9 protein-coding genes are annotated in these 13678 nt (G+C 34.1%); 7 read left to right on the forward strand and 2 right to left on the reverse strand.

The genetic code is table 11. From position 1 onward, the window contains the following. Position 1 precedes the first annotated feature (1 nt). A complete protein-coding gene (locus GJJ64_RS08695) occupies positions 2-1117 on the forward strand; it encodes a TlpA disulfide reductase family protein (RefSeq protein WP_154287414.1) in 1116 nt (371 codons plus the stop codon). A 41-nt stretch (positions 1118-1158) separates the two neighbouring features. On the opposite strand, the gene GJJ64_RS08700 is transcribed toward GJJ64_RS08695, so the two are convergent. After that, positions 1159-2034 carry a hypothetical protein gene (locus tag GJJ64_RS08700; protein WP_154287415.1) on the reverse strand — a complete coding sequence of 292 codons (876 nt, stop codon included), beginning with the start codon at positions 2032-2034 and terminating at the stop codon, positions 1159-1161. A 181-nt stretch (positions 2035-2215) separates the two neighbouring features. Continuing rightward, positions 2216-3490 (reverse strand): phosphoribosylamine--glycine ligase, encoded by a 1275-nt coding sequence (gene purD / locus GJJ64_RS08705; protein WP_154287416.1) that lies wholly within the window; start codon positions 3488-3490, stop codon positions 2216-2218. Positions 3491-3582: 92 nt separating this feature from the next. Here purD and GJJ64_RS08710 point away from each other — a divergent pair, with 92 nt between their 5' ends. The 6 genes from GJJ64_RS08710 (at position 3583) to GJJ64_RS08735 (ending at position 13645) form a co-directional block, all read left to right on the forward strand. Next, positions 3583-4143, forward strand: a complete 561-nt coding sequence (locus GJJ64_RS08710; protein WP_154287417.1) for a helix-turn-helix domain-containing protein — start codon at positions 3583-3585, stop codon at positions 4141-4143. A 78-nt stretch (positions 4144-4221) separates the two neighbouring features. Further along, entirely contained in the window at positions 4222-4506 is a 285-nt protein-coding gene (locus GJJ64_RS08715) for an ATP-dependent Clp protease adaptor ClpS (RefSeq protein ID WP_026905178.1), read from the forward strand. A 101-nt stretch (positions 4507-4607) separates the two neighbouring features. After that, the gene (locus GJJ64_RS08720) at positions 4608-7412 is read left to right on the forward strand and encodes a TonB-dependent receptor (protein ID WP_154287418.1); all 2805 of its coding nucleotides are present in this window, start codon (positions 4608-4610) and stop codon (positions 7410-7412) included. Between the two features lie 24 nt (positions 7413-7436). Next, positions 7437-8468 carry a phytase gene (locus tag GJJ64_RS08725; protein WP_154287419.1) on the forward strand — a complete coding sequence of 344 codons (1032 nt, stop codon included), beginning with the start codon at positions 7437-7439 and terminating at the stop codon, positions 8466-8468. A 172-nt stretch (positions 8469-8640) separates the two neighbouring features. Further along, positions 8641-11136: an outer membrane beta-barrel family protein gene (locus GJJ64_RS08730; protein ID WP_154287420.1), complete on the forward strand. Its 2496-nt coding sequence runs from the start codon at positions 8641-8643 to the stop codon at positions 11134-11136. A gap of 52 nt (positions 11137-11188) precedes the next feature. Beyond that, positions 11189-13645, forward strand: coding sequence for an outer membrane beta-barrel protein (locus tag GJJ64_RS08735; RefSeq protein ID WP_154287421.1), 2457 nt, complete (start codon positions 11189-11191; stop codon positions 13643-13645). Positions 13646-13678 lie beyond the last annotated feature (33 nt).

The following is a 13678-nucleotide window of genomic DNA, read 5'->3' on the forward strand; positions in this document are numbered from 1 at the left end:
CATGAAAAAAATACTCTTAGGCTTGCTATTGCAGGTTCCGGTTTTAGCTTTTGCACAGTTTAGCTTAAAAGGCGAGTTTACAGCAGCAAACCAGAACAAGAAGCTATACTTTATCCATATACAAAATAATGCAGAAGTGATAGACTCTACCGTTATCAATAACGGGAAATTTAGTTTCAATTTTGATTTAAAAGAACCTAGTATTGCCGTTTTGCTATTACAGCATCAAGGAAATGCTTTAAAGGATAAAGGACCAAAAGACGTTTACCGCTTTTTTATAGAGCCAGGGAATGCTACCCTTAACGCAAAAGATTCTATTGCACAAGCTAAAGTGAATGGCTTAAATATTTTTAAAGAAGATTTAGCTTACAAAGCCTCCATACAAGCATCAGAAAGTAAATTAATTGCTTTAAATAAAGAGTTTGCAGCTTTAGCACCAGAGAAAAAAGCCAAGCAAGAAACCATTGAAGGCTTTCAAGAACGTTATTTAAACTTACTGGAAGAAAGAAAAGCGCAAATCATCAATTTCATTAAAGCTAATCCACAATCTTATATAAGTCTTTATGCTTTTAATCAAGACTTAGGTATTGATGATATGGATTATAGCCAAGCAGAAAGCTTATTTAATGGTTTACAAGATAAGGTTAAGAAATATCCTTTGGCCGCCGTTATTAAACAGAAGTTAGACATAGCAAAAGTAACTGGTATTGGTGCTATGGCAACAGATTTTGAGGAGAAAACACCTGAAGGCATACCGCTTAAATTGTCATCATACAAAGGACAATATGTTTTACTTGATTTTTGGGCATCATGGTGCGGCCCTTGCCGTAAAGAGAACCCTTTTGTAGTAAGTGCTTACGAAAAGTATAAAGATAAAGGCTTTACTATTTTAGGTGTTTCTATTGATACGGATAGAAATGCATGGCAAAAAGCTATCAAAGCGGATAATTTGGTTTGGGCACAACTGATAGACTCTAGCTCAGAGATTTCTAAAATTTATGGTATTGATGCTATTCCTAAGAACTTTTTGATAGACCCTAGCGGTAAAATAGTAGCGAAAAATTTAAGAGGAGGAGCTTTAGAAGATAAGCTCAAAGAGATTTTTGATAAGAAATAAGTAGGAAATGTCTGGAGATTAAAATCTTCAGACATTTTAATTTATACCTTGTAGAAATAACCTATCAAAAGAAAAACAACGCCTACCACTGAGATAAAATAAGCCATGCCGCCAAATACAAGCCCAATAATTAAACCTATTATAATCAGTACCAAACCTACCCACATGTAATTATTACGCTTGAAAGTGCCATCTTCAGTATTTTCTACCTCTTCGCTCTGGGCATTTAAATGATCAGCCTGACTTGCGTCTACCATTTCTTCTGTGGGAGAACTTGTTACTTCTTTACGCTCTACCACTTTAGGACTGGTTTGAGTTGCTTCTGGCGTTTTAGTATCCGCTTGATCTGTAAAGATCTGAGAAACACCGGCTTGCTGCCTTGTTTGCTCTTTTGGAGTTACACTTTCTGCTACTGTTTCTTTAGGCTGAATTGTTTGCTTAGGCTTTTTCTTTGGCAAGATTAAGGCACTGTTTAATTTGGATAAAGCAAGCTCTTCATCGGTTTTTTCTTTAACTGATGGCTTAGCAACCTTAACCTGTTTATATTCTTTAACGGCCGGAGCTGACTTTACTAAAGCCACGGCTGAAACTTTCTTAGCCACAACCTTTTTTGGAGTACCAAGCTTAGCAATTTTATTTTGTTTTATTGGTCTATTAACCTTTGATATTGGCTGAGCAGAAGGTGCTGCATCTTGTTGTAAGAAGGTATCAGCATCTGTATAAACTAATATTTCTGCTTTTTGTCTGGCGCTTATATAAATATTAACTCTTCTTACACTTTCGCTGTAAGGTTTAGCTGTTTTAGCCAAATGGAGTTTCTCGGGGTTAATTTTTACCCATTCATACCTCTTCTTAGTACAGCCAGCTATACTAAGTATCAGTAAAAACGCAAAAACTATTTTAAACCCTTTAATCATTAAGCTTATTTATGACTCCTCAAGAGGGAATATTGTGCCAGATTACACTATTGTGGATAAATCAAAGAAAAACACCCCTTAAACAACAAAATCCACTGTAAAATTAACAGTGGATTTTATTAACAATCCCAACACTGTGTAATATTGGGTAAATATGAGTAAAATTGTTGATTTTATACCTCTATATCAAATCAAAACCTATATCTTTTCTAAAATTAGCCGCATCAAAATAGATTCTGCCTGCATCAGCAGTAGCTTGTTGCAAAGCCGTGAAAATATCATCCTGTAAAGTGCTAACTGCTAATACCCTACCTCCGTTAGTTTTTACGATTCCGTTTTCTAATTCTGTACCGGCATGGAATACTATAGACTGCTCTACATTTTCAATTCCTGTAATAGCTTTTCCTTTCATATATTCTCCAGGATAACCACCTGCAACCACTACTACTGTAGCTGCTGTTTTAGGAGAAACTTTTAACTCGTATCCAGAAATTCTTCCAGCTGCAACAGCCTGTAACATTTCTACCACATCGCTTTCTATTCTTAAGAAAACGCTTTCTGTTTCTGGATCGCCCATACGGCAATTATACTCTATCACATAAGGTTCTCCGTTTACATTCATCAAACCAATAAATATGAAGCCTTTGTAATCAATATTTTCTGTCTTTAAACCATTTACAGTAGGGATAACAATTCTATCCTCAACCTTTTTCATGAAAGTTGCATCGGCAAATGGCACTGGCGATACAGAACCCATTCCGCCAGTATTTAAACCTGTATCTCCTTCACCTATTCTTTTATAATCTTTAGCTTCTGGCAAAATGATATAATCTTTACCATCACTTAAAACAAAGACAGAAAGCTCTATCCCGCTCAAAAATTCTTCAATTACTACTTTAGAACTGGCCTCGCCAAACTTAGCATCTTCTAGCATCAATTTTAATTCTGTCTGCGCTTCTTCTAAAGTGCTGCAAATTAAAACACCTTTACCAGCAGCTAAACCATCGGCTTTTAAAACCACTGGTAGCGGATGATGCTTCAAATAAGTTAAACCTTCCTTTAAAGTATCAACAGTAAATGTTTGAGAAGCGGCGGTTGGGATTTTATACTTCTCCATAAAATTTTTAGAGAAATCTTTACTGCCTTCTAGCTGTGCACCATCTTTTTTAGGTCCTATAACAGGTATATTTCTCAAATCGTCATCGGCCAAGAAATAATCATGAATACCTTTTACTAAGGGTTCTTCTGGCCCAACTAATATTAAGTTTACCTCATTTTGAAGCACAAAAGCTTTAATAGCATCAAAATCTGTAGCTTTAATATTAACATTTTTACCATATTGCTGTGTACCGGCGTTTCCGGGTGCAATAAATAATTTTTCACATAATGGGCTTTGAGAAATTTTCCAGGCGAAGGTGCTCTCTCTTCCGCCAGAACCAAGGATTAGGATATTCATGGCTCAAAAATAATATATCCCTTTAACATAGCCCTATTTAATTATCATTTTAGCCATTATAAAATAGCATATTTGTAATAAGAGCATCAATTATGGTCATCTACATCAAAAATATGGTTTGCAGCCGCTGTAAAATGGTGGTTGAGCAGGTTTTTCAGGAACTAAATTTACTGCCCGAACAAGTGCTACTTGGAGAGGTTCATTTGAAAGAAGCGCCAACAGAAAAACAAGTAAATACCCTAAAATTAAAGTTAGAAAGTTTAGGTTTTGAAATTATTGATGATAAAAAAAGTAAACTTATTGATGCTATTAAAACTCAAATTATCGAATTGATACATCACCGTAAGGAAGCCTTACACATAAACTTAAGCGATTTTTTAAGTAGACAATTGAAACACGATTACAGTTACCTAAGTAATTTATTTTCTGAGAAAGAAGGCATTACAATAGAAAAATATTTCATCACCCAAAAAATAGAAAAAGTTAAAGAGTTATTGATATACGATGAATTATCGCTTTCTGAGATAGCTTACCAGTTAAATTACAGCAGCGTGGCACATTTAAGTAGCCAGTTTAAAAAAGTAACCGGACTAACCCCAAGTTTCTTTAAAAACTTAAAAGGCAATAAGCGTATAGAGATTGAGAAACTTTAACATATTTGACTTACAATTTCTTATCATTTTTTTTGAAAGCTTTTAACTACGAATAATTATTTTTGCAGGATGATTTGTATGGCAGGTACACAAACACAAGAAGAAACCTTTACGCTTGATGAAATTTTAAGCTCTTTAAAAACGGTTCATAGACTAATATTATGGAATGATGATGTGAATACTTTTGACCACGTTATCTATTGCTTAATGAAATACCTAGATTACTCTGAAAATCAAGCCGAGAAAATTGCTTGGACTGTACACAATGAAGGTAAATGCGCTATTTTAGAAGGTTCTTTAACAGAGATGGAAGTTTACCGAAAAATCTTAAAACAAGAAGGATTAACTGTTTCTGTTGATTAACAATAAAATTACCTAATGATTAAGACAGGCTTACATAAACTTAACTATAGCCTAATAATCATCCAATAATTTCGCCGGAAATAAAATCTTATTTCCATAACATGAAGAAATTATTACTAACGCTTTTCATCGCAATATTAAATATTTGCGCTTTTGCACAGAATGGCTTAATAACGGGTAATGTAATTGATAAAACACAAAACCTATCACTACCGGGTGCCACCTTGAAAATTCTACCTGGCAATCGGTATACCATATCAGATCAATCTGGAAGATTTGAATTTTTAAATGTTCCCAATGGCGAGTATCAAATAGAAGTATCTTACCTCGGTTATAAAAAATATTCTCAAAGCATTAATTTATCATCAAAATCACTTTCTCTTACAATTGTCCTAGAAGAAGGTGTAATTGCTGGTAATGAAGTGGTAGTTTTAGGCGATCGATTACGCGGGCAGGCAAAAGCTTTAAGCCAACAGAGAAGTAATACCAATATTACAAATATTGTATCCTCTGACCAAATTGGGCGTTTTCCGGATGCTAACATTGGTGATGCAATAAAACGTATCCCTGGTATAACTATGCAAAATGATCAGGGAGAAGCCCGAAATATTATCATTAGAGGTATGGCACCAGAATTAAATTCTGTAACCTTAAACGGAGACCGTATACCTTCCGCAGAGGGAGATAACCGTAGGGTACAAATGGATTTAATCCCTTCAGATATGATTCAAACCATAGAGGTTAATAAAACGCTTACACCAGATATGGATGCAGATGCTATAGGTGGTTCTGTAAATTTAATTACAAGGGCTGCACCAAATGTACAGCGTATTTCTTTTACCGCAGCTAGTGGCTATAGCCCTATCAGAGATAAAGCCACTTATACAGGTGCTTTAGTGTATGGCAATCGTTTTATCAAAAATAAACTTGGTGTAGTGTTAAGTGCTTCTTACAACGATAATAATTTTGGTTCAGATAATATTGAAGCTGTTTGGGCGAAAGATGATTTTGATAATGTTTTTGTTGAAGAACATGACATTCGTAAGTATGATGTACAGCGTATTAGAAGAAGTTTTTCCCTTTCATCAGACTATAAATTTAATGCTAAGAACAACATCAGCTTTAGCGGAATGTATAACTGGAGAGATGATTACGAAAACCGCTTTAGATTAAGATACACCAGCATAGAGCCTGTTTATGACACTAATGACCTAATTGTTGGTTATGAGGGTAGAGCAAGAAGAGAAACTAAGGGCGGTATTGATAATGACAAAGTAAAAGCTAAACGCTTAGAAAGACAAGAAGTAAAAAACTTTGCATTAAAAGGAGAACATCTTTTAAGTCCTAAACTAGATTTTGATTGGGCAGCCAGCTATTCTGATGCTAGCGAAAAAAGACCTAACGAGCGCTATATGCAATTCCAAACAGGTAGAAGAGACATAATTTTAGATCTTGCTGATAGTGAACTTCCGGCTGTAACTTCAACAGGAATTGCAAATAGCAACTTTTCTTTAAGAGACCTTACAGAAAATAATGATTTTACAAAAGAGTCTGAAATGGGCTACAGAATTAATTTTAGAACACCTCTAAGCTTGATAAATAACCAGAAAGGACGTTTAAAATTTGGTGCTCGTTTAAGAATTAAAGAAAAAGAAAGATTAAACAATTTTATTGCTTACGAACCTATAAATGCTTTTGGGAATCTAAGCACATTACCTACAATAACTTTTAACAATGCCTTAGTGCAAGGTCCACAATTTGCACCTGGTACTTTTGTAGATAAAAAGTACTTGGGCGGTTTAAATTTAAATGATGCCTCTCTTTTTAATGCTGAAGAAGCTCCAGAAGAATTTTTAGCTTTAAATTATAGTGCAAAAGAAGCTATTTCTGCTGGTTACATCCGTTACGATCAGGATATTAATGAACAGTTATCTTTTATTGCTGGTATAAGATTAGAAAATACCAATATAAACTATACAGGAAATATTGTTGAAGATGAAGAAGATTTACAAGGCCAGCGTACTTTAAAAAATGATTACTTAAACGTATTACCAAGCCTTACTTTAAAATATATTATCAAGGAAAATCTAATTCTAAGAGCCGCTTATACCACTTCACTAGCTCGGCCTAACTATTATGACTTGGTTCCTTATTTTAATAGTTTACCAAGCGATGAGGAATTAAACGTAGGAAATTCTAATCTAAAAGCTGCAACAGCAAATAATTTTGATTTCCTTATTGAAAAATATTTCAAGTCTGTAGGTATCATCTCTGGAGGTGCTTTCTATAAAAACATCAATAACTTTATTTATACTTATAGAGATGCGCAATATACTACTTCTAAATTTGCAGCAGATTTTCCTGATGAAAATAACCCTATAAACACAGGCGCTAACTGGACATTTACGCAACGAAGAAATGGCGAAGCGGTAAAAGTGTACGGTTTCGAAATTGCTTTCCAGCGTCAGTTAGACTTTTTACCAGGCTTTTTAAAAGGATTTGGAATTTACACCAATTATACTTTTACCAAATCTAAAGCCGAAGGTGTATTTAATGCAGACGGAGATTTAAGATCTGGCGTACCATTGCCAGGTACAGCACCAAATTTATTTAATGCTTCTTTATCATATGAAACTAAGAAACTGGTAGCCAGACTTTCTTATAACTTTTCTGATGCTTATTTAGATGAATTAGGTGGCGAAGGTTTTGAAGATCGCTTTTATGATAAACAAAGTTTTCTTGATGCTAATGCTTCATATAAAATTACCAATAAGATAAGGCTATTTGGCGAAGCAAATAACTTAACCAATCAGGCGCTAAGATATTATCAAGGTGTAGCAGCAAGAACAGCACAACTAGAATATTATAGACCACGTTATACATTTGGTTTAAAATACGATTTATAAAATTTTAATAATAACAAAACTTATATGAGAATATTTATTTATTCTATGTTGATTTTCATCATATCAGCATGTAAAACCCAACTACCTATAAAAAGCAATGCGGTAAAACCCGTTATAATTACAGAACCCGTATCTTTTGACACAGATGATCCTGCGATATGGATAAACCCTAAGCATAAAGAGCAAAGTTTAATCATTGGTACCGATAAAGAAACTGATGGTGCATTGTACGCTTTTAATCTGGATGGTAAGATTGTAAAGAAATCAATCCCATTAAAAAGACCTAATAATGTTGATATAGCTTATGGGTTTTTGTATAAGGGTAAAAAAATTGATATAGCTGTAACTACAGAAAGAGAAACAAATTCTATTAGAATTTTTTCTTTACCAGATCTTACAGCGATAGACAATGGTGGTATACAGGTTTTTACTGATGAAGCAGAACGCGGTCCTATGGGGCTTGCTATATATACCCGACCAACAGATCAGAAAATTTTTGTTATTGTTGGTAGAAAATCTGGTCCTAAAGACAATTATTTATGGCAATACGAATTAAATTCTGACGGAAACAAAATTGAAGCAAATGTTGTAAGAAAGTTTGGAAAATATAGCGGTAAAAAAGAAATAGAAGCTATAGCTGTAGATAATGAAATGGGTTATGTATATTATTCAGACGAAGGTGTTGGTATACGTAAATATATAGCAGACCCTTCTTTAAACAATAATCAAGAGCTTGCATTATTTGGAACTAAAGGATTTAGAGCAGACCATGAAGGAATTTCTATTTATAAAACCGGAACCAAGACCGGATATATTCTAGTTTCTAACCAACAAGCTAACACATTTATGTTATTTAAACGTGAAGGAGAAGCTGGAAATGCTCATAATCATCAACTCATTACACAAATACCAGTATCAGCATTAGAAAGTGATGGCTCGGATGTAAGCTCCATAAATCTTAGCCCTAATTTTCCGAAAGGAATTTTTGTAGCTATGAGTAACGGTAAAGTGTTTCATTATTACGATTGGAGAGATTTTGAAAAACTTATAAAATAATTTTACATCTTCTAAGAAGAGGCTGTCTCCTATATTTGCTTGAAACAAGTATAGAAAACAGCCTCTTTCTTTATTAATATTCACTCTATTATGTAATAATGCGGTTACCTTAGCAGGTTTGTTTAAACACTGGCTTAACTTTCGAGTTCTAAACAGAAAACTTAAACTAAACATGCGTTTTTACTCTCAATTTCTTGCTCTCATCTTAGTATTTATTGCACTTACTACTCAAGTTTTTGCTCAAACAACGGTTTCTGTCCAAATAAAAGGTAAAGTTGTAGATGCTAAATCATCTGCTATACTAGATTTTGCTACCATTAAGCTTCTAAAGGCTAATAACACGCCTTACAAAGCAACACAGAGTAATTTAGAAGGTAATTTTACTTTTAATGATGTTAATGAAACTGGTAATTTTAAAATCAGTGTAAGCTTTGTGGGTTACAATACGCTTAATAGAACTATTACCATCACCAACCAAAAAGTTATTGACTTAGGCATTTTAAAACTTAATAAAAATGCCGATGCTGTGCTTAATGAAGTTGTAGTAACAGGTAAAAAAGATGTTATACAATTAGGTATAGATAGGAAAGTATTTAATGCCGACCAAAGTTTAGCCTCACAAGGTGGTACGGCTACAGATTTATTGGCTACTGTGCCTTCTGTACAAGTAGATTTAGATGGTAACGTAAGTTTAAGGGGCACAAATAATGTTCGTATTCTTATTGATGGCAAACCCTCTACTTTTGGTGGTGGTGATGTAAATGCTATCCTACAATCTTTACCCGCTAACGCCATAGATAAAGTTGAATTGATTACCAATCCTTCTTCTAAATATGACGTAGAAGGGCAATCTGGCATCATCAATATCGTACTTAAAAAGAATCAGCGTTTAGGTGTTAATGGTAATGTTAATACATCTGCCGGTAGACTCAATAATTATAACTTTAATACGGGTTTAAATTTTAGAAATGAAAAGTGGAACTTCTCTGGTAACTACTCTTTAAGAAGCGGAGATAGAATTGGATTAGGCTCTAACAATACCAGATTTTTGGGTACCAATAACCTTAGTGCTTTTACCACGGCTAACCAAAATACTTTAAGATCAGACTTAACAAATACTTTAAAATTAGGTGTAGAAAGATATTTTACCCCAAAAACTAGCCTAGCTATTTCTGGTAATTTAAACATAGGAAATGAGGATGCTAGGGAAACGCTTAACCAGTTTTTCTTTGATAATAATGGAGATTTACAAGACCGCGGACCAGGTGAAAACATCAATACAGAAGATGGTTATGGTTATGATTTAAATCTTGATTTTTTCCATAAGTTTAAAAATCCTGGTGAGGAATTAAGTACCAATTTCTCATTTGGGAAAAGTAATGAAAATGATTTTGAAAACATTGTACAACAGTTTTTTAATAACCAAGGTCAACTTTCTGATAGGCTGGGCGTTAACCGTCGTAACGATGTAGCACAAGACAACAGAAATTTTAATATCCAGCTAGATTATATCAAACCATTTTCTAAAACCAGCAAGCTAGAAGCGGGCTACCGTACTACCTTAAGATATAGTGACGAAGACCAAGTATCAGACACGTTAGTGGCCAATTTTAATTCTTATAACAGAGATTATGATTTAACTAGTTTGTTTGAAATGGAAGAATTTGTACATGCTGTTTATAGCAATTATCAGAAACAATTTACGGATAATTTTGGAGCACAAATAGGTTTAAGAGCAGAACAAGCCTATTTAAACACCAATTTTAGCAGAACAGACATTAATGGAACGCCAAGCTCTGCACCCGGTAGGTTAGATTATTTCAGATTGTATCCAAGTATATTCTTAACTCAAAAACTTAAAGGAAATAATCAGCTACAATTAAGCTATTCTAGAAGAGTAAATAGACCTAGAGGTTGGCAAATTAATCCTTTTCCGGATGTTGCAGACAGATATAACATCAGAATCGGAAATCCTAATTTAAGACCAGAAGACATCCACTCTTTCGAGTTTGGTTATGCTAAATTTTGGAAATCTGTTACCTTAACCTCTTCTCTTTATTACAGACAGGTAAATGATGTTGTACAAAGTATAAGACAACAAAATCCAGATCAAAATGGGGGTACTATTTCCAGATGGTTTAACATCGCTAGAAATCAATCTTTTGGTTTAGAATTAATTAGCAGGGCTGATATTGCTAAAGGCTTTAATATTACAGGGAACTTAAACTTCTTCCAAACCTATTTTACTGGTGATGCAAGCTTAGGTATTAACGATAATGATGGCTTTAACTGGAATGGTAATTTAACATCGCAAATGACCATTACCAAAAATCTATCGGCGCAAGCTAACTTATTTTACATGGCGCCAAGGGTAATGTCGCAAGGCAGAATGAAAGAAATGGTTGCCATGGATGCTGGTATCAGATACGATGTATTAAATAAAAAAGGTAGCATAGGCTTTAATATGCAAGATGTTTTTAATAGCCGGAGATTTGGCATGTTAACAGATAATGGACAGTTTATACAAGAATTTGAGCGTAGAAGACAAGGCCAAATGTATAATTTAAGCTTTAGCTATCGCTTTGGTAAAATGGAAAATAACAACCAAAGAAGAAGTAACAAAAGACCAGAAAATACCGGAGGTGGCATGGGTGAAGAAGGCTTTTAAACCTTTAATAAATAAAAGAGTCTAAAAAACTCAATCACAATAAATAACCAAATTGAAATTGCTTCAACCTATACGTTTTTGGCTAATACTTTCTTTTATTACGATTAGTTTAGCGGTATTTTCGCAAAATTTACCAGTAAACGCACCAGGTATTATTAAAGGAAGAGTTTTAGATATTAAAACTAATCTTCCTATACCTTTTGTGGCACTAAGTTTAACCGACAGTGTTTCTACTCCTAAATCATTACAAAATGATTTGGAAGGTAAATTCGTGATTAATAATTTAAAACCTGGCAACTATACTTTAAAAATATCTTATGTAGGCTATCAAAATAAAGCCATTACCCAAATAGCCATTACCGATACTCGTTTAGAAATAGATTTAGGCGATATCCTCCTCAATGCCAATGACAAACTTTTGAATGAGGTTGTGGTAACCTATCAAAAACCTGTGGTTGAAATGCATGACGACAAATTGGTTTACAACATCTCTGAAACCATAGCTGGCGAGGGTAGCGTTGCCGCTGATGTCTTGAAAAACGTACCTATGGTGAGTGTGGATATAGACGGAAAAGCTACCATAGCCGGCAGAAGAAATACCCGGATTTTTATTGATGGAAAACCCTCAGATTATTCTGCAAATAGCATTGGTGAGTTATTAAGTATTTTACCTTCAGATGCTTTAGAAAGCATAGAAGTTATAACAGACCCCTCCTCTAAATTTGATGCTGATGGCGATGGTATTATCAACATCGTGATGAAAAAAGGGCGTAAAGTTGGCTTAACAGGTACTTTATCTTCCAGAGTAGGTACTTTAGGAAACCATAATACAGGTGCTTTTTTATCATCAAAAGGAAAAAAATTCTCTTTTAATGCCAATGCCGGTTACTCCCATGCTTTAAGATTATCTGATGCCAATTCTAACAGAACAAACAATGTTTTTGATAATACTGGTGCTCTTGATACTACTTTTTTTAACGACCAAACAAATAATGCAGAGCGTATTACAGATGGCGTAGATAGTAGAGTATCTATAACTTACCAACCAGATTCTGCACAAGTTTTAAAGGCTACCATAAGGGGTAGTTATAATGATGGTTTTAGCGAAAGTTTTTCTGATAACTTATCTCTTACGGAAGAAAGAATAGAAAGAAATCTATTAAGGCAAAATAATACTAATGGAAATAATAGTTATGATTTTGTGATGGATGCCGATTATACACTAAGAGGGAAAAACAAACAGAATTACACCGTAGGTATCAATTACAACAGAAATAATTATGCTGATTTAAGAGACTTTTCTAGATTTTCTTACCGACCAGATGGAACTTTAAGAAACCCAGAGCCTACTTTACAACAAAATAGTAATAACAATATAGGTTCTAACTTAGAACTAAACCTTGATTACGATAAAACCTTTAAATTTTTAAATACCCGTTTAGAAACAGGTTTTAAAATAAACCTAAACAACTCAGATGAAAGTCAGTTAGCACAATACTTTGATTATGATGTGAATCAATATGTAGTAAATGATGCTTTAACCAATGCATTTTTGTTTAAACAAAACGTTTATGCTAGCTACTTAACAGCCAGATTTAGGATAAAAAAGTGGAGTATTAGAGCGGGAACAAGAGCTGAGCTTACTAACATCAGCTTTATTCAAGAAAATATGCCTAATGCTGATTTTAGACCTTATATGAGCTTTTTCCCTAGTTTAGCCGTTACCCGGAGTTTTTCTAAAACCATGCGTGGTGGTTTAAATTACAGCAGAAGAATTACCAGACCCAGAGCTTTTGCTTTAAACCCATTAATTGATAATTCTGACTCTTTAAACATCCGTTTTGGAAATATCAATTTAAGACCTTCTTTTACAGACCAATACGAAGCTAATATTACCTTTTTTGGTAAAGGCTGGTCGGTTTCACCAAGAATAAGTTATGCCATTTCTAGTAGAATCATAGAACGTATTAAAACACCTATAGCTGGTACTAATGGTACTGAAACTACTTATTTAAACTTAGGAAATAGCAGCTCTATAAATTTCAATACTTTCGCAAACTACCAAATAGATAAAACCAAGAATATGAATGCCGGCTTTACTATTAGTAGGGTAAGTTACGAATCGGCTGCTAATTCGCGTTTAAATAATACAGGTATAGCGGTAAGAGCTAATGCGGGTATGAGCTATAGTTTTGATAAATCTACCGCAATGGAAGCGAATCTTAACTATATCAGAAATGTTTCTGCACAGGGTATTGTAAATGGCTATTTAGAAAGTCAGTTTGGTTTTAAACGTAATTTCTTGAAGAATAGAATGAGTGCCCGCGTAACCATGGTAGACCCTTTTAGCGAACGTAATTTTAGTTCTATCACCCAAGGGCAAACCTTTTTCCAAGAAAGCTTTTCGCTTCAAAGAACCCGTAATTTTATGGCGGCCTTAAGCTATCGTTTTACCAAAATAAATGGCGGTAATACCAAAGCGGTTATCCCTAAAAAGAGGGTTAATTGATATTCAACCCTTTTAGGATTGGGGATTTATCCC

Source organism: Pedobacter puniceum (assembly GCF_009674685.1).
GTDB lineage: Bacteria > Bacteroidota > Bacteroidia > Sphingobacteriales > Sphingobacteriaceae > Pseudopedobacter > Pseudopedobacter puniceum.